The organism is Streptococcus mitis (genome assembly GCF_946190375.1).
GTDB lineage: Bacteria > Bacillota > Bacilli > Lactobacillales > Streptococcaceae > Streptococcus > Streptococcus mitis_CJ.
In genome coordinates, this window is sequence record NZ_CAMIAF010000008.1 from 57,998 (window position 1) to 81,751 (window position 23,754).

A 23,754-nucleotide genomic window follows, 5' to 3' on the forward strand; every position below is an offset into this window, starting at 1 on the left:
TTTCTATCTTCTATTATACCAAAAAAACTGACCTCTCTCCTCATCTGTAAAAAATATTCTAAAATCCATCGTCGTCTCTTGACGCTATTTTCCCAAAGCAGTATAATAGCACTTATTGAAATTTTCAGAAAAGGAAAATACAATGTTTACAAAATTAAAACAGACTTTTATCGGTCGTCCTCTTAAGTCCTTAACAGAAGGAGAGGGGGGACTACTTGGAAAAATGCAGGCCTTGGCCATGTTGTCAAGCGACGCTCTATCTTCCATTGCCTATGGGCCTGAGCAAGTAGTCCTCGTCTTGGCTAGCCTCTCTCCTCTTGCGATATGGTGGAGCCTTCCTATCGGCCTCTTTGTCCTCCTGCTCCTAGCTAGCCTGACCGTCTCCTACCGTCAAATCATCCATGCCTACCCTCAAGGGGGAGGGGCCTATATGGTTACTCGAGAAAATCTATCTCCCCAACTTGGCTTAATCGCTGGAGGTAGTCTGCTAGTTGACTACATGCTGACCGTAGCGGTATCTGTTTCATCTGGAGCGGACGCTATCACAGCGGCTCTCCCTTCTCTTCATCCGTACAACCTCCACATCTCTATTTTTCTAGTTTGCTTGCTCATGCTCTTGAACTTACGAGGGTTGAAAGAATCTGCTAGTTCACTGATGATTCCTGTCTATCTCTTTATCATCAGCACTGTCTTTCTCTTACTCTATGGAATCTTTCAACTAATGACAGGGTCTCTCAGCTATCAGGCAACTTCTCCTATCGGGCATGCTGTACCGAGTCTGTCTATCGTTCTCATTCTAAGAGCCTTTACCAGTGGTTCTGCCTCTCTGACAGGGGTTGAAGCTATTTCAAATGCCGTTCCCTTTTTCAAGGCTCCAAAAGAAAAGAATGCCGCTCAAACCTTGACCATTATGTCACTGATTTTAGGTTTTCTTTTTGCTGGTATCACCTTCCTAAACTACTGGATGGGGATTATGCCTCAACACGGAGAAACTATTCTTTCACAGATGGCTCAAGGCATCCTTGGTAATTCCTTCTTGGGTCACCTTGGCTATTATATCTTCCAATTCTCCACAGCCTTGATTTTGGCCGTAGCTGCAAATACTGGCTTTTCAGCCTTTCCTATGCTGGCTTACAATATGGCTAAAAACAAGTACATGCCCCATCTCTTTATGGAAAAAGGAGACCGACTAGGCTACTCCAATGGAATTTTAACTCTGGCTTTTGGGGCTATGATTCTTCTTCTCATTTTTAATGGCAATACCGAACGCTTGATTCCTCTTTATACTATCGGGGTCTTCGTGCCCTTTGCCCTATCTCAGACTGGGATGATTTGCCATTGGAAAAAAGAAAAAGGGGCAAATTTCTTAAAACCTGCTCTTGCCAATATCCTTGGGGCTATCATTTGCTACGCTATCGTGCTAATCCTGCTCTTTTTCCGTCTCAGTGATATCTGGCCTTTCTTCCCGATTATTCTCGTACTCACCCTACTCTTCTTGGCCATTCACAGTCATTACCAAAAAGTGGCCCAACAATTGCGTCTCTATGAAGGAATCGAAAAACGTACCTACGATGGCAATCTTGTCCTCGTTCTAGTAGGAAATGTCACCCGTGTAAGCGTTGGAGCTATTAACTACGCCCAAAGTATCGGAGATGAAGTCTTAGCCATGCACATTTCTACTAAGGAAACAGCAGAAAAAGACCAGGAAATTCTCCAAGAATTTACCGATTACTTCCCCACTATTACTCTGAAAAACATCAAGACCAGCTACCGTGACATCATCACGCCTACTGTCAAGTATGTCAAACGAATCTCTGAGGATGCCCAGAAAAAGAACTATACAGTCACTGTTCTTGTACCCCAGTTTATCCCTAATAAACCTTGGCAAAATATCCTGCACAATCAGATGAGTCTCAAACTCAAATACGCCCTCCGTTGGCACCAGGACGTCGTTGTCGCTAGCTACTCCTATCACTTAAAAGAATAAAGAAAAGGCCCTACCAGAACCAAGAAGCTTCTGGCAAGGCCTTTTTCTGAATCCAGCCACTATGCTTAACTGAAAAGCATGACTAGGAATACTATTGAATGTGGTTAGCTAAATCTTCCTGAGCTTTTTTATTTGACTCGGCTTTTTCTTTTAGCCACTTTTCATAAAGTTCTTGGTACTGTTTAGCAGTGACTGGCTCTTTTTGCAATTCAACATATTTATAGTTGTCTGCATCTCCTTTGTGTCCAACGAATGAGAATGGTCCTGTAAACGGTACAGTCTTACGGAAGATTGGGTTGGCTCCACCACTTTGAACTGGTAGGAACAAGGCGCTATCTGTCAACCAAGCTTGGGCTTCAGCGTATTTTTCATAGCGAGCTTGAGTATCTGTGATTTCAGCGTCGGCCTCATCCAAGAGTTTCTTATAGTCAGAAAGACCAATCTTGTCCTTGACTTCCTTGTCTTTTCCTTCAGACAAGCCCATGTTTTTCAACTGAGAACCTGTTTCTGGATCAAGGATGGCTAGGTAAGTCTTAGGATCTGAGTAGTCTCCACCCCATCCTGAGATGTCGATATCATAGTCTTTTTGTTCTGCTGTATCTGCAAAGTAGGTTGCCTGGTCTTTTTCATCTGGAGAAAGTTGGATAACATCGATAACCACATTATCCTTACCAAGGGTCTCTTCCACTGTTTGTTTGAAAGATCCAGCCTGTTGTACATCTAACTTAGCAGTCTGGTCAACTGGCATATCCAAATGAATCGGGAAGGTTACTCCCTGTGCTTGCAGGCTTTCTTTGGCCTTCGCAAATTTCTCTTTGGCCTTGTCAGGGTTCAAGAAGGCTTGCTTACCATCGTTTAGGTTAATATTTGCCCAATCTTTACCGTAGTTGACAATTTTTTCATTGACAATATCACCGAAGTTCTTATCGCCAACTTGAACAAAATTACTTGGTGTAACCGTGTTACGCAAGATACGGTCTGCTCCATCTTCACCATTTGTCTGCGCTGCATAAGCATGACGGTCAAAGGCAAAGTTGATAGCCTGACGGAAATCTTTATTTTGCATAGCTGCGCGTGCATCTGTCTTTTCCTTATCAGACTGTTTCATAGTCTGCTTGTAGCTTTGGCGATTGACGTTGAAAAGATAGTAGAAGGTAACTGAGTTTTGTGGTGTATAGGTAATCTTGTCCTCATTTCCCTTCTTGAGTTCAGCAAAGACTGAGCTGGTTGGGAAGATACGACCATCTGTATAGTTACCTTCCAAGAATCCTCTTGCAATGCTGTCTTGGTCAGAACCATCAAAGAATGAAAGTTTCACTTTCTCGATTTTGACATTGTCCTTATCCCAGTAATTAGGATTTTTGTCAAATTCAATCAAAGATTTTGATGTGAAGGACTTAAACAAGTAAGGACCATTTGACAAGATACTTGATGGTGTCACACTTCCAAAGTCATCTCCCTTAGACTTCAAGAAGGCTTCATTTACAGGACTAAGAATACTTGCTGTTGTTTTAGAGTTCCAATAAGTTTCAGGTTGGTTGAGGGTGTATTGTAGTGTGTAATCATCCACTGCCTTCACACCAACAGTTCCAAAATCGGATGTTTTCCCTTCAACATAGTCTGCTAGCCCCTTGATAGAGTCTTGTACCAAGTACAAGTTTTCAGCTTTTTTATCAGCCGCATACTTGAGACCTGTCACAAAGTCATGAGCCGTTACATCCGCATACTCTTCTCCTTCCGAAGTGTACCATTTAGCTCCCTGACGAATTTTATAAGTGTAAGTCAAACCATCTTTTGACACAGTCCATGACTCAGCCATAGATGGAATGAGATTGCCATACTGGTCATTTTCCAACAACCCATCAATCAAGTTGGTTGTGATACTAGATGTAGAGTCTCGTGTAGAGGTAATGTAATCCAAGGTATCTGGGTTATTGACAAAGATATAAGAGTAAGTCTTGTCTGCATTGCTTGATTGGGAAGACCCACATGCCGCTAGAGCTAGACCCGCTGTCAAAGCCATAGCTCCAAAAAGCATAACTTTTGATTTCTTCATGATTATTCTCCATTTTTTACAGTATGTGAAATATTATACACCATTTGAGCAAAAATATAAAGCCTTTTGTACTTTTTTACAAAAATAAAAATCAGTAGACTCGAGTTCCTACTGATTTTTGATATAGTTCGTTTGGATTATGCAGCCAAAACTTTGCGTCCTTTACGACGACGAGCTGCCAATACGCGACGACCGTTTTTAGTTGACATACGGTTACGGAATCCGTGTTTGCGCGCACGACGAAGTTTACTTGGTTGATAAGTACGTTTCACGATGAATACCTCCTCATAGATTTTGTATTCGTTTAGCCGGCTATAAAGTGATCAGTTACTAAACATACTTTACCATTCTATCTGATTCTTTCACTTTTGTCAATAGCTCTAGGCAAATGTTTCCTGCTTTTTAGCGCTTTTTCTGATGTAAGCCCTATCTACGATACTGTTTCAAGAAACGAGTCATCTTTTCTTGGATTTGGGCTAGTTCATCAACGCGAGGAAGGTAAACGATACGGAAGTGGTCTGGTTCCTGCCAGTTAAAGCCTCGACCATGAACCAAGAGAACCTTTTCCTGCTTCAAGAAATCAAGGACAAACTGCTCATCATCATCGATACGGTACATATTGCGGTCGATTTTCGGGAAGATATAGAGTCCAGCCTTGGGTTTAACAGCAGATAGACCTGGAATATCTTGAATAGCATTGTAGATGAAGTTTCTTTGCTCATAGATGCGACCACCAGGAAGGAGCAATTCATCGACCGACTGGTGACCACCCAATGAAGTTTGTACGACTTGTTGGGCCAAAACGTTAGAGCAAAGGCGCATATTGGACAGCATATTGAGCCCTTCGATATAGCCTTTAACATGTGTCTTAGGTCCAGACAAGACCATCCAACCCACACGGAAACCAGCGATACGGTGGGATTTTGATAGACCATTCATGCTGACGCAGAAAACATCTGGTGCCAAGCTCGCCACAGGCGTATGCACATGTCCATCCATGACCATGCGGTCGTAAATTTCATCCGCAAAGATAATCAAATCGTTTTGACGGGCAATCTCAATAATCTCCAACAAGAGTTCCTTAGGATAAAGGGCTCCAGTTGGGTTGTTTGGATTGATAAGGACAATTGCCTTGGTATTGGAAGTGATTTTTGACTTGATATCGTCAATATCTGGGTACCATTCTGCAGCTTCATCACAGATATAGTGAACGGCATTTCCCCCAGCTAGGCTGACAGCTGCTGTCCAGAGAGGATAGTCTGGCATAGGCACCAAGACCTCATCCCCATTGTCCAAAAGCCCCTGCATGGACATGACAATCAACTCACTGACACCATTTCCAAGGTAGATATCATCAATATCTACGTTTGGGAATTTCTTCAATTGGCAATACTGCATAATGGCCTTACGGGCTGAGAAAATCCCTTTGGAGTCAGAATAACCTTCACTATCACGCGCATTCATAATCAAGTCATGAATGACCTCGTCTGGCGCTGTAAAGCCAAATTCTGCTGGATTTCCTGTATTCAGACGTAAAATCTTTTCTCCGTTTGCTCGCATTCGCATGGCTTCTTCCAAAACAGGGCCACGGATATCATAAGCAACATGTTCTAACTTACTAGACTTGTTATATTCTTTCATCTTGTTTCCTCAATTCATCAGGATAGTAACATTATACCACTAGAAAGACAATGCGACAAGTTTACTGAAATGTGTTACTAAAATCCTACAGAAGAAAAACCTCACTAAGAGCGAGGTCAAGACAGTGGAGATAGCAGGTGTTTTGCGAAAGTCACATCACATACCAAAAGATAAACCTAGAAAAAGCAAGCCTAAAAAGGAGTCATAGAGAAGATTGAACATGAGGAAAAGTCCCCATATCATCAAGTAGTCCCAACGCCCACTTCGTTTTGCAACTAGGAATAAGATTAGATGGTAGAGTAGGTGAAAGACTAAAAATCCGATAAAACCTGGATAGAGAAGTGGAATTAGCTTCTCTAATTGCCAGATCATGATAACTTCTAGCAAGACTGAAACTAGGATAATTCCATAATAAAGGAAATTTGATTTTTGAAAAGAGCTTTTCATCATTATCCCTCCCTTCACTTCTTTCCTGCTATCCTTTCTTTTATTTTATCATATATTTATATAGATTTTAATCGCTAACATTCTTTTAAAAAATACTTTTTTTGCTTTACTTCTATAGTGAAAAGGTTTACAATTATAGTAAGAAAATTTCAGGAGGTTTCATTATGGCACAACGTTACCAAAATATCATGGTCGCAATCGATGGTTCTAAAGAAGCAGACTTGGCTTTTGTCAAGGGAGTTCATTCTGCTCTACGAAACGACGCTAAACTCACCATCGCACATGTCATTGACACACGCGCACTCCAAAGTGTATCCACCTTTGATGCTGAAGTTTACGAAGAACTCCAAGTCGACGCTGAAAGTCTGATGAAAGAGTACGAAAAACGTGCTAAAGATGCTGGTGTGGCAGATGTTCATATCGTCATTGAAATGGGAAATCCAAAAACCCTCTTGGCACGTACTATTCCCGATGCTGAGGAAGTGGACCTCATCCTCGTTGGCGCAACTGGTCTCAACGCCTTTGAACGCCTCTTGGTTGGCTCTTCATCTGAATACATTCTCCGCCATGCTAAGGTTGATTTGCTGGTGGTGAGAGAACAAGAAAAAACCTTATAATTATAAAGAAAAGGAGCCCCTAGCTCCTTCTTGTTTACGATTTATTTCTCTCTTTATGGCGTTCGTAAGCCTTGAGCTGGCGCTTCAGTTCCTTTTTAATAGCAGGTTCTGGAGCATATTTTTCTTCCCAATCATCTGGTTTTAAGATTTTATGGGTCACTGGATCAAAATGAGCCTTGCCGTCAGGGAAAATTTTCCCCATATTAGCCTGATGGACAATGTCAAAAATACGTTCTGGGTCCACTCCCATCAAGACAAAACTACCGTAGGTAAAGTAAAGTGTGTCAATCAAGGCATCCACTTGCCCTACCAAATCTTGCTGAGCAGGCGTCTTCTGTGCTACCTTATCTGCTGCCTTATCAAGGGCCTGATGAAGTTGCGATAGAGCTTGACCAAAGTCCTCTTCAGAAGGGCTGGCAGCTCGAACAAACTCCACCAATTCTTCTATTTTAAAGCCAGCCCTATGGGTTGCACCTTCTAAATCCCAAGCCCGCGGTTCTTCTTGTGTCCGTTCATCCATCATGTGGTGGAAGGTCTTGACCTTATTGAAATGATAGTCACGGCTGACAAAAACTTTTTCTGAAGCCAAAACACCAAAATGTTCTAGGGCCTTATGGATTCCGTCTTGCTGATTGCTGGTCGTGATATGCTTGGCGACCTCCTTAACACTGCTACTACCATTTCCCATAGCGACCGACATACCGACACCAGCCAGCATTTCCAGGTCGTTATCCGAGTCACCAAAGGCCATGACTTGGTTGAGGTCAAAGCCATATTCTTTCCCAACTCGGCGAATACCTTCCAATTTTGAATTTCCCTGATTGATGACATCCGCTGCAAAAGGATTGCTACGTGTTAATTTCAAGTCTTCAAAATCAGCTGCTGCCTTCTCAGATTCTTCTGGCGTCATCAGCATCAAAACTTGGTAGATAGGTTGATTCATCAGATCAAGCAGGTCTTCTTCCTTTTGGGGAACAACCTTGCTGACCATACGATTAAAGGAATGACTCACCGTCCGAGTTAAAGCAGAGGGAACGAAGCGACTGATTCGTTGAGAAAAAGTTCCCAGACCAAAAGACATGATTTTAGACCCCAGCATGGCATCCTTGGTCCCTAGGGCAATCTCCTTGCCCTCTTTTTTAGCATAAGTAATTAACCGGCGCAAATGTAACTTGGAAATCGGGCTCGTGAACAAGACTCTGTCTTTATTAAAGATATACTGGCCATTGTAGGTTACCGCAAAGTCCAGATCCAAATCGTCCATCAATTCCTTAACAAAAAAAGGTCCTCGTCCTGTCGCTACGCCAACCAGCACCCCTTGTTCTTTGACAATCTTAATCGCGTCCTTAGTGGATTTCAAAACACTCTTGCGATCGTTAACCAAGGTTCCATCGATATCAAAAAAAACAGCTTTGACTTCCATCCTATCCCAATCTCCCCTTTTGTGATACAATGATTATACCACATTTCAGAAAGAGTGAGTAAATCATGCCTAAGAAAATCCTTGTTTTACATACAGGTGGAACTATTTCCATGCAGGCCGATGCTTCTGGTGCTGTTGTGACTAGTTCGGATAATCCTATGAACCATGTGTCCAATCCTCTCGAAGGAATCCAAGTCCACGCTTTAGACTTTTTTAACCTGCCAAGCCCCCATATCAAGCCCAAGCATATGATGGCCCTCTACCAAAAAATCAAAGAAGAAGCAGATAATTACGATGGAGTGGTGATTACACATGGGACCGACACTTTAGAAGAAACAGCCTATTTCCTTGACACCATGGAAGTTCCCCACATGCCCATCGTTCTAACAGGGGCCATGCGCAGCTCCAATGAACTCGGCAGTGACGGGGTTTATAATTACCTAAGTGCTTTACGAGTTGCCAGCGATGACAGGGCTGCTGACAAAGGAGTTTTGGTCGTTATGAACGATGAAATCCACGCTGCCAAGTATGTCACCAAAACACATACGACCAACGTCAGCACCTTCCAGACTCCAACACACGGGCCACTTGGTCTGATTATGAAACACGAAATCCTCTACTTCAAAACAGCTGAACCCCGTGTCCGCTTTGACCTTGATCACATACAAGGTTTAGTCCCTATCATCTCCGCTTATGCCGGTATGACAGATGAGCTAATTGACATGCTGGATTTGGAACAATTGGACGGTTTGATTATCCAAGCTTTCGGAGCTGGTAATATTCCCAAAGAAACGGCTCAAAAACTAGAAAGCCTTCTACAAAAAGGAATCCCTGTCGCTCTGGTTTCCCGATGTTTCAATGGTATTGCTGAACCTGTTTATGCCTACCAAGGCGGTGGCGTGCAGTTGCAAAAATCTGGGGTCTTCTTTGTTAAAGAACTCAACGCCCAAAAAGCCCGCTTGAAACTCCTCATTGCTCTCAATGCTGGATTAACAGGACAAGCCTTGAAAGACTATATGGAAGGGTAACCCCTTCTCTAGAAAGCAAAATCAGGAAATCTTCACGATTCCCTGATTTTTTCTATTTCCGTTTTCGTGTCGAACGACGTTCTGTCAAACCATGAGGTAAGAGAACTTCACGTTCTTCCAACTCTTCCTTGTGCATAATCTTCGTTAACATACGCATACTGATAGCACCAAGGTCATAAAGAGGTTGGGCAATCGTTGTCAAGTTTGGACGGGTAAAGCGTGAGATTTGTGAATCATCACTCGTAATGATTTCAAACTCTTCTGGCACTGACACACCGTGGTCAGCCAAACCATTCAAGACACCTGCTGCCAATTCATCACCTGTTACAACTGCTGCAGTTGCATTCGATGAAATCAAGCGTTCTGCCAAGGCATAGCCGTCTTCATAAGTGTATTTAGACTCAAATACCAATCCTTCGCTATAAGAGATCCCTGCTTTTTTCAAGGCTTCCTTGTAACCAACCAAACGAACCTTACCATTGATGTCATCCACTAGCGGACCGCTAACAAAAGCAATGCGCTCATTTTCTTTAGCAAGGTAAGTCACTGCGTCAATCGTAGCTTGTTTGTAGTCAATATTAACACTTGGAAGTTGATGTTCTACATCCACCGTTCCTGCAAGAACAACTGGTGTTCGAGAACGAGAAAACTCTGAACGAATTTTTTCAGTCAAGTGGTAACCCATAAAGATGATACCATCTACTTGCTTAGAAAACAGTGTATTGACAACTGAAACTTCCTTGTCATCATCCTCATCACTGTTAGCAAGGACGATATTGTACTTGTACATCTCAGCGATATCATCAATCCCTTTGGCAAGTGTTGAGAAATAACCATTGGTGATGTTCGGGATCACGACACCGACAGTGGTTGTCTTTTTACTTGCAAGACCACGCGCCACGGCATTTGGACGGTAATCCAAACGGTCAATCACCTCAAGCACTTTTTTACGAGTATTCTCTTTTACATTCTTATTGCCATTGACTACACGGCTAACCGTCGCCATTGAAACTCCTGCTTCACGGGCGACATCATAAATCGTTACTGTATCGTCTGTATTCATTCCATTTCCTTTCTATATCATACCTCACGAAACTCTAAAAAAGAGACGGTATGAAAATTTCGTTTTCATGTTTCTACTTATTCCATTCTATCACTATTTGTAAACACTTTCAAGTATTTTTTGAAGATTGTTTGAAAAAAATTTCATAGAAAGCCTAAGTTTTAAAGAAAAAAATCACCTTTTCTTGATTTTTAATCCTATTTGCTGTATGATAAGGGAAAAGAAAGGGGGCAGAGATATGGCTTTTACCAATACCCAGATGCGGTCTGCTAGTTTTGGCATTGTTACCAGCTTGCCTGATGAAGTCATTGACTCTTTTTGGTATATCATCGACCATTTCTTAAAAAATGTCTTTGAATTGGAAGAAGAACTTGAGTTTCAATTGCTTAATAACCAAGGTAAGATTACCTTCCACTTCTCAAGCCAACACCTCCCTACAGCCATTGATTTTGACTTTAATCATCCTTTCGACCCTCTTTATCCTCCGAGAGTTCTGGTTTTAGACATAGACGGTAGAGAGACTATCCTCCTCCCAGAAGAAAATGACCTATTTTAAAAACTCTAGCCTTCAGTTGCAAGTAACTGAAAACTAGAGTTTTTTCTATTTTTTCAAAGCATCATACAAGTTGCGGATAGGTTGCTTTAATGTCGGATGGATAAAATGAGGCGCAATTTCTTGTAGAGACTCAAGAACAAAAAGGCGTTCCGCTATGTAAGGATGAGGCAAAATAAGGTCGTCTGTATAAATGACCTGGTCCTCCACAAAGAGCAAGTCCAAATCAATCAAACGAGGTCCCCAATGCACCTCTCTCACCCGTCCCATCTCTGACTCAATAGCCAACAAGGTTTCTAACAAGACTGGTGCTGGTAGCCAGGTTTCCACCTCAACCACTTGATTAGCAAAGCTATCCTGCTCCACTCCACCCCAAGGCTCCGTCGCTAAGACACTGGACTCTTTGAGAATATGGATGCCACTCGCTCGCAGTTTGTCAATGGCTTGCTCCAAATTTGCTTGCTTATCCCCCATATTGCTTCCCAGAGCAATAAAGGCTCGTTGCTTACGTCGATGGATGGTTACTGAGCATGTATCTAGTGACAAATGCACTGGCGCCCAAGGTTTTTTAAGTTCTAGCTTTATTTCTTGGACAAGAGGATAGGTCTCAAAGGTACGTTCTACCAGTTTGTAGGCTACCGTTTCAATCAAGTCCTCAGTTGTTTCCTGAAACCAAGTCGTCCACTGCTGACACAGTTCTCCGTAATGGACAGAGGCTGTTAAATCCAAGTCTGTAGCCGCCTTGGTCATATCATAGGATAGGATAGCTGAAATAACAAACTTCTGCCCCAATTCTTTCTCACTAGGAAAAAGACCATGATAAGCAAAAATTTCCAAATCCTTAATCTGCAGTTGATCCATAATGATTCCTTTCTAGAAAAATCCGCCCAAAGCGGATTCTTTTTATACTCGATGAAAATCAAAGTGCAAACTAGGAAGCTAGCCGCAGGCTGCTCAAAACACTGTTTTGAGGTTACAAATGGAAGCTGACGTGGTTTGAATTTGATTTTCGAAGAGTATTATAGTCCCATTAAACGATAAGCCTGATCTCGGAGGTCCTTATCTGTTTCAAATAGACCACGAGCTACTGTCGTCAAGGTTGCAGTGCCTGGTTTTCTGACACCACGCATGCTCATACACATATGTTCTGCCTCAATGACAACAAAGGCTCCTTTAGCACCTAGATACTCCATCAAGGCATCGGCCACTTCGATATTCAAACGTTCTTGAATTTGTGGTTTCTTAGAATAAACTTCAACTGTTCGGGCTAGCTTAGACAAGCCTGCCACACGGCCATCTGGAATGTAGGCAATATGCGCTTTCCCATAAAATGGTAAGAAGTGGTGCTCACACATGGTGTGGAAAAAGATATCCTTTTCTACCACCATATTATCGTCAATAATCTCAAAGGATTTTGACAAATGCTCCTCCGCTGTTTGGCCAAGACCTGAAAAAATCTCTTGGTACATACGGGCTACACGAGCAGGTGTTTCCTGCAAGCCCTCGCGGTTAGCGTCCTCTCCTACAGCCTCGATAATCATTTTTACAGCTGCTTCAATCTTTTGTGTATCCATTCTCGTTCTTCCTCTCCATCAGATAGGCTCTCACTTGGCTCAAGAAATACAAGGAACCTGTGACAATCCTAACTGTTTGTTTCTCTTCTTGTTTATTTGTCAATTTCTGCTCTAGAAAATCCTGCCAACCTTGGTAGCTGAGATCTCTAGACTTAGTTGCCTCTTTCAGCACACTTTCATCAGTTGCCCGACTATCGTCAAAATGTGTCAGGGTAAGCTCGGTATCTGGGATTTCCTCCAACAAATCCAACATATCTTCCAAGGCCTTGGTTTTGATGCAGGTAAAGAGGATTTCCTTATGATAATCCGCAAAACGTTCTTGCAAGGTTGCTAATAAAGCCTCGATAGCATGAGGATTGTGGGCCCCATCCAAAATCATCAAGGGTTCTCTCGACACGACCTCCAGACGCCCTGGCCAACTTGTTTCTTCCAAGGCTTGAGCAATCAAGTCATTGCTTGCTAGTTCTCGACCATCTTCTTGACAAAAAGTATCAAGTAAAGCAATGGCCATCCCAGCATTCTCTATCTGGTGCAAACCAAGCAGGCCTGTCCGGAAGCGACCTTGTCTGACAGAACTGGTATAATCAAAGATTTCACCCGTTACCACACTCTCTTGATGACTAACTTGATAATCTTTCCCATAGGCAAGTCTCGGTGCATTTTTATCTTCCGCAATAGCGTCAATGACAACCAAAGCTTCTGGAGCGATACGACCTGTTACCAAGGGAATACCTTGTTTGATAATACCACCCTTCTGCTCTGCTATGGCTTCCAAGGTGTCACCAAGTAGGGCTACATGGTCCAGTCCAATAGTCGTGATGCCTGTTAAAATGGGCTGACAGACATTGGTACTATCCAAGAGTCCACCCATGCCCACTTCCATGATGGCCACATCTACTTGCTCTGAGGCAAAGTAGTCATAGGCTATGGCTGTTATAATCTCAAACTCGGTTGTGCCCTGTAAATTAGCGGCCGCTTCTCCTTCCAGCAAAGACTGATAGTCTGCCATGAAAGTTTCGAGTCTAGCCTCGGGAATAGATTCCCCATTGATGCTAATCTGGTCTGTGTAATGAATGAGATAGGGGGAGCTGAAAACACCAACTCTCAGCCCCATCTTTTCTAGCATATTTTTCAAAAAAGCAATGGTCGAGCCCTTGCCATTGGTTCCTCCGATATGGATAACCTTGAGTTTGAGATGGGGATTGCCACGCAAAGCTAACAGTTCCACCATGCGTTCCAAGCCAAAATGCGGTTGGTCGGTCCGGTAGTGGGCAATCCACTGGTTGTTTTGAATTTCGTTCATCTTACTTATATTGTTTTAAATCTAGATTTTCCGCTTCTTCTGCCAATCGAATAGCTGACGCAATTTCAACTGCCATCCTGTGACTAGCTACATCATGCACGCGCACCACTTCTACACCCTGTCTTGCAGCAATACTAGTTACATGAGCCGAAGCCGTATCTCGATTGCGGAAACCAAGTTCTGTCTCAGGATTGACTTCAAAACCACTTTCTTCAAGGATATTGATGACAAATCGCTTGCGCGACACTCCGAGAAAGATTGGATAGCCCTTCTGATGGAGTTTATCCAAATCCCGTAGAAGGAGCAGATTTTCTTTCTTGGTCAGACCAAAGCCAATTCCTGGATCCAGCAGGATATTTTCTGGTGCAATACCAGCTTGACCTGCTCTCGCTAGGGATCTGTCAAAGAAAGCCCCCATCAAGTCTTCAATTGGCAATTTTTCAAAATCAGCTAACTCTTCCTCTGTAAAAGCTTGACCAAAGCCAAACTGAGGGAAGATGAGCGAGCTAGGATGCTGAGGTCGCGCCATAACTGGATTAAACATGATAACCACTTTCGCTCCAGTCTTTGCAACCACATGAGCCATTTTCTCATCGCCCATGAGACCAGTGATATCATTGACTAGATTGGCACCAGCAGCCAAAGCAGCCTCTGCCACCTGACTTTTCCAAGTATCAATGGAAATGAGGACATCACTTTCCTTACGAATCGCTTTGATCACTGGAACAACACGCTGGATTTCCTCTTCTATCTCAACATAGCTACTTCCCGGCCGAGTCGATTCTCCACCGATATCTAGCATGCTCGCCCCTTCTGCTATCAATTTACGGGCCTGCTGGAGCGCCTGCTCAACAGCAAAAAACTGACCACCATCTGAAAAGGAATCCGGTGTTACATTGATAATTCCGCAAATAGCTGTTTTGGTAGGATTAGCTTTACTTGACATCTCGGATACTCCTTTAAGACTTTTCACCATATTATTTCTCTATTTTACCATAAAAAAGAAAAAGATGGATACGATTGCATTCATCTTTTTCACAGTTGAAGGAGGCAATTTCTCCCTCAAGAAAAATTGCTTCCATTTAGCAGAACCATTTCTCCCATTTTTAAAATATTGCCCTTAACTTTTAAAGTAGAGAACCTTAAATAGGCACACCAAAGGTTCTACTAACAATAATCACAAGTGCAAACAAGCAAAAGACTACTCCGTTAACAATCATATGAAGTAAGATAGACATTTCTAAACGTTGGGTTTTATAGACAGTCCACGTTAAAACCGATGACATGCCACCATAGATTAAAAGAGAAGGCAGATTTGTTGGTAGATGCAGCAAAGCAAATACAATTGCACCTATTATGTATCCCAAATTTTCATTTCCTCTAAAAATCTTTTTAGGAATTATACCTCGACATAAAATCTCCTCACAAATAGGAGCTATTAGAACCAGTAAGAAAAAACTGGAAATTAAGGAACTATTCTGGACCAAATCATTAATATTTGATTGATTGCTGGTTGTTGTTTCATTCATCAAACGCAGTAAGACCACACCAAGAATATTAAAGGCAAGAATCACTAGATAGCTTAAGGCCAATCTAGCCAAATCCTTAGTCTTGAAAAACGATAAAACAAAACTAGCCAACTGTGTTTTCCTAGCACCTATTATAAATACAGTTAAAACCACAAGAGATAAGGCCCCTACTAATAGTCCCCCGTTTGAAGCAGTGGAAATTTTCTGCTAGTTAGAAAAGTTGCTAGGGCTAAAGGAAACTGAGAAAACAAAAGCCCTACTAGAAAGATTATTAACCACTTCCCCCGGTTTAATACTTCACCCCAAATATTCTTTTTTATCATCAATCATACTCCTACCATTCAATCAAAATCACCTACCTAGTTTGAAGCAATTTTCAAGTAACTATAATATAAAAAGGGGAGAACCCCTTTTTATATTATAGCATTTATAGGGCCATGCTGATGTAGTTCAGGATAAACAAGGCATCCAAAATCCAAATCATGACATGAACATCTTTAGCTTGACCTTTGACAAGTTTAGTCAAAGTGTAAGTCAAGAAACCAACTGCAATTCCTTGAGTGATAGAGTAGCTGAATCCCATAAAGATAGATGTGAAGAAGGCAGGAACTGCTTCAGACATATCATCCCAATGGATATTTTTCAAGCTAGCCAACATCATAATCCCAACGATAATCAAGATTGGAGCTGTAGCGGCTGTTGGTACAATCGCTAGAAGTGGGCTAAAGAAGCTTGAGATAGCAAAACAGATAGCTACAACCAAGGCTGTCAAACCAGTACGTCCACCTGCCCCGATACCAGCAGCAGACTCAACATAAGTCGTTACGTTTGAAGTACCTGCGATGGCACCAATTGAAGTACCAATTAAGTCAGAGTAAAGAGCCTTGTCCAACTTAGCTGATTGATGATTTTCACCATTTGTCGCTACGATACCAACTTTTTCACCTGTACCGATCAAGGTACCAATTGTGTCAAAAATATCTGTCAATGAGAAGGCGAGAATAGCCATCAGAGTTTCAGGCAAGCGAGCTGTATCTGAAATCAAAGCTCCCAAACCTTCTGAACCAAGAGCTGCACCAAAGACTGTCTTCAAATCTTCAAAGGCTGCACCAACATGGTTATTAGCAAAATCGATACTAGACAAATCTACCAAACCAACTGCGATAGCAAGAACAGTCGTTGTCAAGATAGAGAGGATAATTCCCCCTTTAATCCCTTTAATAACAAAGAAGATCGTAATGGCAAGTCCTGCAAGAGCCACCAAAACAGCTGGATTATTAAAGCTGACCAATCCTGGAACCGCTGACGCATTTGCTGTAATCGCTGCTTGAGCCTTATCAGCCCCTTCTCCTGCAACCGTATAATTTCCTGGATCGATAGAGAATTTCAAAAGTCCAGCATTCTTAATCCCCACGTAGGCAAGGAAGACACCGATACCAGCTGAAATAGCTGAGCGAAGGGCATTTGGAATCGATTCAATGATCATTTTACGAACATTTGTCAAGGTAATAATCAATGAGATAATTCCACAGATGAAGACCATAGCTAGGGCTTCTTGCCATGAATAACCAAGTCCGAATACGACTGTAAAGGTAAAGAAGGCATTGAGTCCCATACCTGGCGCTTGAGCGTATGGCAGGTTAGCATAGAAGGCCATCATCAGGGTACCAGCAACTGCACCGATAATCGTTGCTAGGAAGACACCCTGAGCAGGCATTCCTGTTTGCGAAAGAATTTGTGGGTTTACAAAGAGAATATAGCTCATTGCAAAGAAAGTTGTTAAACCAGCGAGAACCTCTGTACGAACGTCTGTACCGTTCTCTTTTAGTTTAAATAATTTGTCCATTATCAATCTCCTTTTAATTTTTACGAACAATAATAGAATTATATCATTTATCATTCACTTTTTCAATATCTTTGTTTGATTTATTTAAGAATTTGATGAAATTTCTTTTTTTGTTTCGAATCTGCTTTTCTGCCTGCTTTCTGCTATAATAGTAGACATCTTATCTGAAAAGACACTAGAAAGGTCCCTATGACGAAGAAAATTATTGCAGTTGACCTGGATGGAACCCTGCTCAACTCAGACAGTCAGATTTCTGACTTTACCAAAAAAACCATTAAAAAAGTTGCTGAAAAAGGCCATCAGGTTATTATCACGACAGGTCGCCCTTACCGCATGTCAAAAGATTTTTACCGCGAGCTAGGCTTAGACACTCCTATGATTAACTTCAACGGTTCCCTCACTCATTTACCAGACCAAGTTTGGGACTTTGAAAAGTGTTTGACGGTAGACAAAAAATATCTTTTAGACATGGTTCAACGTTCAGAGGATATTCAAGCCGATTTTATTGCTGGAGAATATCGTAAAAAATTCTACATTACAAATCCTAATGAAGAAATTGCCAATCCCAAACTATTTGGTGTAGAAGCCTTCCAGCCTGAAAATCAATTTCAGCCTGAATTGGTGACCAAGGATCCTAACTGTATTCTGCTGCAGACCAGAGCCAGTGACAAGTATGCCTTGGCAAAAGAAATGAACGCCTTCTATCAGCATCAACTGTCTATCAATACCTGGGGTGGTCCGCTCAATATCCTTGAATGTACCCCCAAAGGTGTCAACAAGGCCTTCGCCTTGGACTACTTGCTCAAGGTAATGAACCGTGACAAAAAAGATTTGATTGCTTTTGGAGATGAACACAATGATACCGAAATGCTCGCTTTTGCTGGGAAAGGATATGCCATGAAAAATGCCAATCCAGAGCTACTCCCTTATGCAGATGAGCAAATTTCCTTGACAAATGACCAAGACGGGGTTGCCAAAACCCTGCAAGATTTATTCTTATAGCCCCTACTGACCAGCTTACGAGCTGGTCTTTGTGCTCTTTTCACAGTCTAATCAACCAGTTAATCGATTGTTCTACTTTTTGCCTCCAAAACCTTGGAAAAGGCTTTCTTTTGTGATATACTTCACATATAAATACAAGAGAGCTCGTCACACTCGACTCTGTTGAAACATAATCAATCCAGTCCTGGTGTCCCTGTTCTCGACCAATATCAAGGAGGATAGCTATGAAAGCTGTTGTTGTAAATCCAGAAAGCACTGGTGTTGCTGTTGAAGAAAAAGTACTCCGTCCACTTGAAACTGGAGAAGCACTTGTAGAGATTGAATACTGTGGTGTTTGCCACACTGACCTCCACGTTGCCCACGGTGACTTTGGTCAAGTACCAGGACGTGTTCTAGGACACGAAGGTGTTGGTATTGTTAAAGAAATCGCTCCTGATGTTAAAAGTCTTAAAGTCGGTGACCGTGTCAGCGTTGCTTGGTTCTTTGAGGGATGTGGTACTTGCGAATATTGTACAACTGGCCGTGAAACTCTTTGCCGTACAGTAAAAAATGCTGGCTACTCAGTAGACGGTGGTATGGCTGAACAATGTATCGTAACTGCAGACTATGCTGTCAAAGTTCCTGACGGACTTGATCCAGCCCAAGCTTCTTCTATCACATGTGCTGGTGTAACAACCTATAAAGCTATTAAAGAAGCAAAAGTTGAACCAGGCCAATGGGTTGTTCTATACGGTGCTGGTGGGCTTGGTAACCTAGCTGTTCAATACGCTAAAAAAGTATTTAATGCTCATGTCATCGCGGTTGATATCAACAATGACAAACTTGCCCTTGCAAAAGAAGTCGGTGCGGATATCGTTATTAACGGCCTCGAAGTTGACGATGTACCAGGACTCATCAAGGAAAAAACAAATGGAGGAGCTCACTCAGCTGTCGTAACTGCTGTATCTAAAGTTGCCTTCAACCAGGCTGTTGACTCCGTTCGTGCTGGTGGTCGCGTCGTCGCTGTCGGTCTTCCTTCTGAAATGATGGAACTCAGTATCGTTAAAACCGTTCTAGATGGAATCCAAGTTATCGGTTCTCTTGTTGGAACTCGTAAAGACTTGGAAGAAGCCTTCCAATTCGGTGCAGAAGGTTTGGTAGTCCCAATTGTCCAAAAACGTCCAGTCGAAGATGCCGTAGCCATTTTCGACGAAATGGAAAAAGGTCAAATCCAAGGACGTATGGTACTCGACTTCACCCACTAATCTAATAAAAATCTATTTTAAAAGTTGGAATGCGCTTCCAACTTTTTTATGTTAAATTTTTAAATAAGGATTCAAAAAAACTTCTCTAAAACTCAATATATCAATATGTTCATATGTAATCTTTTTAATTATTTTATGATAAATAGTTGATTTTTAGATGAAAACGGTTTATACTTAAAAAGTCTTAAAGTTTTCTTAAACAATGGGCACAACATTTTATAAGGAGGAATGACAATAATGAGTATCGGAATCATTATTGCGAGCCACGGTGAATTCGCTGCAGGTATTCATCAGTCAGGATCTATGATTTTTGGTGAACAAGAAAAGGTTCAAGTTGTAACCTTTATGCCAAATGAAGGTCCAGATGACCTATACGTTAAATTTAACAACGCTGTGGCTGCATTTGACGCAGAAGATGAGGTGCTAGTTTTGGCTGACCTTTGGAGTGGTTCTCCATTCAACCAAGCTAGTCGCGTGATGGGAGAAAATCCTGATCGTAAGTTTGCCATCATCACAGGACTTAACTTACCGATGTTAATCCAAGCCTATACAGAGCGCCTCATGGACGCTGCTGCAGGTGTAGAAAAAGTCGCTGCGAATATCATTAAAGAAGCCAAAGATGGCATCAAGGCTCTTCGAGAAGAGCTAAACCCAGTTGAGGAAGTAGCAAGCGCTGCAGCTGCTCCAGTTGCCCAAGCTGCTATCCCAGAAGGAACTGTCATCGGAGACGGTAAACTCAAAATCAACCTTGCCCGTCTAGACACTCGTTTACTTCACGGTCAGGTTGCAACTGCTTGGACTCCAGACTCAAAAGCAGATCGTATCATCGTTGCTTCAGATAACGTAGCTAAAGACGAATTACGTAAAGAATTGATTAAACAAGCAGCTCCAGGTAAAGTGAAAGCAAACGTTGTTCCTATCCAAAAACTAATCGACGTTGCAAAAGATCCTCGCTTCGGAGAAACACATGCCCTTATCTTGTTTGAAACACCTCAAGATGCTCTTCGTGCTATCGAAGGTGGTGTGCCAATCAAAACTCTTAATGTTGGATCAATGGCTCACTCAACTGGTAAAACAATGGTTAACAACGTTTTGTCTATGGATAAAGAAGACGTTGCTACATTTGAAAAAATGCGTGACCTTGGTGTTGAATTTGATGTACGTAAAGTTCCAAACGACACGAAAAAAGATTTGTTTGACTTGATCAACAAAGCAAACGTGCAATAATCGATTTTATGAAAGGATTTTAAAGATGTCTATTATTTCTATGGTTTTAGTAGTCGTTGTAGCCTTCCTAGCAGGTCTTGAAGGTATCCTCGACCAGTTCCAATTCCATCAACCAATCGTAGCTTGTACCCTTATCGGTCTTGTTACTGGTAACCTTGAAGCAGGTATTATCCTTGGTGGTTCTCTTCAAATGATCGCCCTTGGTTGGGCTAACATCGGAGCTGCCGTAGCTCCTGACGCTGCTCTTGCTTCTGTTGCTGCTGCCATTATCATGGTTCTTGGTGGCGACTTTACTAAGACAGGTATCGGTGTTGCCCAAGCGGTTGCTATCCCTCTTGCAGTTGCTGGTCTATTCTTGACTATGATTGTCCGTACACTCTCTGTCGGACTGGTTCACACTGCTGATGCTTCTGCTAAAAAAGGTGACTTCAAAGCAGTTGAACGTGCTCACTTTGTCGCACTTCTTCTTCAAGGTCTTCGTATTGCAGTCCCTGCAGCACTCCTTCTAATGGTACCAACTGAAACAGTACAAAGCATTCTAAATGCTATGCCTGATTGGCTTAAAGATGGTATGGCTATCGGTGGTGGTATGGTTGTTGCCGTTGGTTACGCTATGGTTATCAACATGATGGCAACTCGTGAAGTATGGCCATTCTTCGCTATCGGTTTCGTGCTTGCTGCCGTGTCAGATATTACTCTAATCGGATTTGGTGCTATCGGTGTTGCTATCGCTCTTATCTACCTTCACCTTTCTAAAACTGGTGGAAACGGTGGCGGTGGAGCCGCAACTTCTAACGACCCAATCGGCGATATCCTAGAAGACTACTAAGATAAGAAAGGACTGAAAACATCATGACTGAAAAACTTCAATTAACTAAATCAGATCGTAAAAAAGTTTGGTGGCGTTCAACTTTCTTACAAGGTTCTTGGAACTATGAACGTATGCAAAACTTGGGTTGGGCTTACTCATTAATTCCAGCTCTTAAAAAACTCTACACTAAAAAAGAAGATCAAATCGCTGCTCTTGAACGCCATCTTGAGTTCTTCAACACTCACCCATACGTAGCCGCTCCAATCATGGGGGTTACTCTTGCACTTGAAGAAGAACGTGCTAACGGTGTTGAAATTGATGACGCTGCTATCCAAGGGGTTAAAATCGGTATGATGGGACCTCTTGCTGGTATCGGTGACCCAGTATTCTGGTTTACAGTACGCCCAATCCTTGGATCACTCGGTGCTTCACTTGCCCTTACTGGTAATATCTTAGGTCCAATCCTCTTCTTCGTTCTTTGGAACTTGATTCGTATGTCATTCTTGTGGTATACACAAGAGATTGGATACAAGGCTGGATCAGAAATCACTAAAGATATGTCTGGCGGTATCCTTCAAGACATCACTAAAGGAGCTTCTATCCTTGGTATGTTCATTCTTGCTGTCCTTGTTCAACGTTGGGTAAATATTAAATTTGCTTTCGATGTTGCCAAAGTTCAACTAGATGAAAAAGCTTATATCCATTGGGATAAATTGCCAGAAGGATCTAAAGGTATCCAAGAAGCATTCGCACAAGTAGGACAAGGATTATCTCAAACATCTGAAAAAGTTACTACTTTCCAACAAAACTTGGATATGTTGATTCCTGGACTATCAGGACTACTCCTTACTTTCCTTTGCATGTACTTGCTTAAGAAAAAAGTATCTCCAATCACTATCATCCTTGCCCTCTTCGCAGTGGGTATTGTGGCACATGTTCTTCACATCATGTAATCAAGCAACTTAAAAGGAATCAGATTCTAAAATCTGATTCCTTTTTTCTATACTTTTATTCGGCCAAGGCACCCATTGGATCCCATGGTGCGAGTACAATTGGTTCTGCTTCATAGACAGCTTGTTCTTCTGCTGTCAGCAATTCTTTACGGACAACGATTTGGTATGTGTATTCGTCCATCCAAGCGTCTGAGGCAACAAAGTAACCATCTGTACCGACCTTGTCTCCCCATGAGTTTTCAACCTTCCACTTGATTGATTTGCCATTTTCATCCAAATCAACACCTGTCAAGACCATAGCGTGGGTCATCAAGCTTTCGCTATAGTCCAAACGTCCAGCCTTGTCTTGAGTGAGTTTAATGTCCATGCTTGATTCAAAGTCATAAACATCTGTCGCAAGGATTCCAGCTTTACGGTTGCTGAGCTGACCGACATCTGAACCAAACCAAACAGTCTCACCTGCTTGCATTTGAGCAATCGCCAATTCTTTCAAGCGCTCCATTGGAACGTTGATGTAACGAACCACACGGCTACCAACCACATTTCCCAACATCTCAACTGTGTACGATTTACTGTATGGTTTATCAGCAGTTGGAGCATTGATAACAGAAACGTAGTCTTCTAGAGGAAGATTGACATATTTCTTGTAAAATTCCTGTGGCGTGATGCCCTTTTCGCTTTGGTAGTTGTTATCTTTATCGCGATAAGCAAAGTCAAATTTACGTGGTGGAAGCCCCAATGACATAGCAAGGAAGTTAAAGATTTCTTGCAAGAGGTCTTCTTTCTTAGCTTGAACAGTCGCTTGGTCTGCGCCAGAAGCAAGCAAGTCACGCAAGATTTGAGCATCTTGGCGCAGCAATTTGTTAAGGATTGCATTTAGCTCACGACTGCTGCTAGATGAAACAGACTCAGGATAAACTGACTTAGGCACGACACCGTATTTCTCAAAGAGAGAAACGACCATATCCCATTGACCGCCATCTTGTTGTGGAGTTTGAAGTAGGAATTTAACCTTACGACTCGTCAAATCTTGGTCTGCAGTCGCAATGACTTGCTCCAAGAACCAATTGGATTTCTCATACTTGTCCCAGAAGAAAGTGTGGGCTTGTGACAACTCAAAGTTTTCCAATTTGTATTGAGAGATGAGTTTGTGGCGGAAGGTGTTAAGGGCTGCGAACATCCAGCAACGACCAGACGCTTTCTGGTTGGTTACCTTGTCCTTGGTCAAATCCAATGAGAAAACAGGCGTATTGTCTACGTGGCTTTGGCGACGTTCTAGAGCTGCAAAAATTCCGTTGTGGCTAGCAGCATTTTCAATCGCTTGGTATTTTACATTTGCTTCATAGTTGGCAAATAGTTTATCAGTAAATGATTCTTGAATCGCGTTCATAGATTCCTCCTTTTATTCTACAGTCTATTATAACGCTTTTCACAAAGTAAGCAACTGAAA

21 protein-coding genes and 1 pseudogene are annotated in these 23,754 nt (G+C 42.1%); 9 read left to right on the forward strand and 13 right to left on the reverse strand.

Features of this window, described 5'->3' with window-relative positions; translation table 11 throughout:
* Positions 1 to 142 precede the first annotated feature (142 nt).
* Positions 143 to 1,987, forward strand: a complete 1,845-nt coding sequence (locus N8M09_RS05045) for an APC family permease (protein ID WP_261064240.1) — start codon at positions 143 to 145, stop codon at positions 1,985 to 1,987.
* A gap of 91 nt (positions 1,988 to 2,078) precedes the next feature.
* Here N8M09_RS05045 and N8M09_RS05050 read toward each other — a convergent pair whose 3' ends face one another.
* From N8M09_RS05050 to N8M09_RS05065, 4 genes are all read right to left on the reverse strand, one after another.
* On the reverse strand, positions 2,079 to 4,043 hold the full coding sequence (locus N8M09_RS05050) for a peptide ABC transporter substrate-binding protein (RefSeq protein ID WP_261064243.1): 1,965 nt from the start codon (positions 4,041 to 4,043) through the stop codon (positions 2,079 to 2,081).
* Positions 4,044 to 4,180: 137 nt separating this feature from the next.
* Positions 4,181 to 4,315, reverse strand: coding sequence for a 50S ribosomal protein L34 (gene rpmH, locus N8M09_RS05055; RefSeq protein WP_000831905.1), 135 nt, complete (start codon positions 4,313 to 4,315; stop codon positions 4,181 to 4,183).
* Between the two features lie 154 nt (positions 4,316 to 4,469).
* Positions 4,470 to 5,684 carry a pyridoxal phosphate-dependent aminotransferase gene (locus N8M09_RS05060; RefSeq protein ID WP_000666455.1) on the reverse strand — a complete coding sequence of 405 codons (1,215 nt, stop codon included), beginning with the start codon at positions 5,682 to 5,684 and terminating at the stop codon, positions 4,470 to 4,472.
* 156 nt (positions 5,685 to 5,840) lie between these two features.
* On the reverse strand, positions 5,841 to 6,134 hold the full coding sequence (locus tag N8M09_RS05065) for a hypothetical protein (RefSeq protein WP_261064245.1): 294 nt from the start codon (positions 6,132 to 6,134) through the stop codon (positions 5,841 to 5,843).
* 161 nt (positions 6,135 to 6,295) lie between these two features.
* Between N8M09_RS05065 and N8M09_RS05070 the strand changes: the two genes are divergently transcribed.
* The gene (locus N8M09_RS05070) at positions 6,296 to 6,748 is read left to right on the forward strand and encodes a universal stress protein (protein WP_000079148.1); all 453 of its coding nucleotides are present in this window, start codon (positions 6,296 to 6,298) and stop codon (positions 6,746 to 6,748) included.
* 34 nt (positions 6,749 to 6,782) lie between these two features.
* Here N8M09_RS05070 and N8M09_RS05075 read toward each other — a convergent pair whose 3' ends face one another.
* On the reverse strand, positions 6,783 to 8,171 hold the full coding sequence (locus tag N8M09_RS05075; RefSeq protein ID WP_261064246.1) for a Cof-type HAD-IIB family hydrolase: 1,389 nt from the start codon (positions 8,169 to 8,171) through the stop codon (positions 6,783 to 6,785).
* A gap of 65 nt (positions 8,172 to 8,236) precedes the next feature.
* On the opposite strand from N8M09_RS05075, the gene N8M09_RS05080 reads away from it, so the two are divergent.
* Complete coding sequence (locus N8M09_RS05080) at positions 8,237 to 9,199, forward strand: asparaginase (RefSeq protein ID WP_261064248.1); 963 nt, start codon at positions 8,237 to 8,239, stop codon at positions 9,197 to 9,199.
* Between the two features lie 52 nt (positions 9,200 to 9,251).
* Here N8M09_RS05080 and ccpA read toward each other — a convergent pair whose 3' ends face one another.
* Positions 9,252 to 10,262 carry a catabolite control protein A gene (gene ccpA / locus N8M09_RS05085; protein ID WP_020900851.1) on the reverse strand — a complete coding sequence of 337 codons (1,011 nt, stop codon included), beginning with the start codon at positions 10,260 to 10,262 and terminating at the stop codon, positions 9,252 to 9,254.
* Between the two features lie 238 nt (positions 10,263 to 10,500).
* Between ccpA and N8M09_RS05090 the strand changes: the two genes are divergently transcribed.
* The gene (locus tag N8M09_RS05090) at positions 10,501 to 10,818 is read left to right on the forward strand and encodes a DUF960 domain-containing protein (RefSeq protein WP_261012971.1); all 318 of its coding nucleotides are present in this window, start codon (positions 10,501 to 10,503) and stop codon (positions 10,816 to 10,818) included.
* Positions 10,819 to 10,863: 45 nt separating this feature from the next.
* Here N8M09_RS05090 and folK read toward each other — a convergent pair whose 3' ends face one another.
* From folK to N8M09_RS05120, 6 genes and pseudogenes are all read right to left on the reverse strand, one after another.
* On the reverse strand, positions 10,864 to 11,676 hold the full coding sequence (folK, locus tag N8M09_RS05095) for a 2-amino-4-hydroxy-6-hydroxymethyldihydropteridine diphosphokinase (protein WP_261012972.1): 813 nt from the start codon (positions 11,674 to 11,676) through the stop codon (positions 10,864 to 10,866).
* Positions 11,677 to 11,834: 158 nt separating this feature from the next.
* Positions 11,835 to 12,389 carry a GTP cyclohydrolase I FolE gene (folE, locus tag N8M09_RS05100; protein ID WP_000380913.1) on the reverse strand — a complete coding sequence of 185 codons (555 nt, stop codon included), beginning with the start codon at positions 12,387 to 12,389 and terminating at the stop codon, positions 11,835 to 11,837.
* Complete coding sequence (locus tag N8M09_RS05105; protein ID WP_261064251.1) at positions 12,370 to 13,692, reverse strand: bifunctional folylpolyglutamate synthase/dihydrofolate synthase; 1,323 nt, start codon at positions 13,690 to 13,692, stop codon at positions 12,370 to 12,372. The genes folE and N8M09_RS05105 overlap by 20 nt, the downstream gene beginning before the upstream one ends.
* Before the next feature lies 1 nt (position 13,693).
* Positions 13,694 to 14,668 (reverse strand): dihydropteroate synthase, encoded by a 975-nt coding sequence (gene folP / locus N8M09_RS05110; RefSeq protein ID WP_261064253.1) that lies wholly within the window; start codon positions 14,666 to 14,668, stop codon positions 13,694 to 13,696.
* Positions 14,669 to 14,834: 166 nt separating this feature from the next.
* Positions 14,835 to 15,544 (reverse strand): annotated as a pseudogene (locus tag N8M09_RS05115) (lysostaphin resistance A-like protein).
* Positions 15,545 to 15,648: 104 nt separating this feature from the next.
* Positions 15,649 to 17,067, reverse strand: coding sequence for an NCS2 family permease (locus tag N8M09_RS05120; RefSeq protein ID WP_000359256.1), 1,419 nt, complete (start codon positions 17,065 to 17,067; stop codon positions 15,649 to 15,651).
* 189 nt (positions 17,068 to 17,256) lie between these two features.
* Between N8M09_RS05120 and N8M09_RS05125 the strand changes: the two genes are divergently transcribed.
* From N8M09_RS05125 to N8M09_RS05145, 5 genes are all read left to right on the forward strand, one after another.
* Entirely contained in the window at positions 17,257 to 18,069 is an 813-nt protein-coding gene (locus tag N8M09_RS05125) for a Cof-type HAD-IIB family hydrolase (protein ID WP_261064255.1), read from the forward strand.
* Between the two features lie 224 nt (positions 18,070 to 18,293).
* A complete protein-coding gene (gene adhP, locus N8M09_RS05130; RefSeq protein WP_261064256.1) occupies positions 18,294 to 19,313 on the forward strand; it encodes an alcohol dehydrogenase AdhP in 1,020 nt (339 codons plus the stop codon).
* A gap of 237 nt (positions 19,314 to 19,550) precedes the next feature.
* A complete protein-coding gene (locus tag N8M09_RS05135) occupies positions 19,551 to 20,540 on the forward strand; it encodes a PTS sugar transporter subunit IIB (RefSeq protein ID WP_261064257.1) in 990 nt (329 codons plus the stop codon).
* A 25-nt stretch (positions 20,541 to 20,565) separates the two neighbouring features.
* Positions 20,566 to 21,369 carry a PTS mannose/fructose/sorbose transporter subunit IIC gene (locus N8M09_RS05140; protein ID WP_000022716.1) on the forward strand — a complete coding sequence of 268 codons (804 nt, stop codon included), beginning with the start codon at positions 20,566 to 20,568 and terminating at the stop codon, positions 21,367 to 21,369.
* Between the two features lie 23 nt (positions 21,370 to 21,392).
* Positions 21,393 to 22,304 (forward strand): PTS system mannose/fructose/sorbose family transporter subunit IID, encoded by a 912-nt coding sequence (locus N8M09_RS05145; protein ID WP_000136865.1) that lies wholly within the window; start codon positions 21,393 to 21,395, stop codon positions 22,302 to 22,304.
* 55 nt (positions 22,305 to 22,359) lie between these two features.
* On the opposite strand, the gene pepC is transcribed toward N8M09_RS05145, so the two are convergent.
* Complete coding sequence (gene pepC / locus N8M09_RS05150) at positions 22,360 to 23,694, reverse strand: aminopeptidase C (RefSeq protein WP_261064259.1); 1,335 nt, start codon at positions 23,692 to 23,694, stop codon at positions 22,360 to 22,362.
* Positions 23,695 to 23,754: the final 60 nt, after the last annotated feature.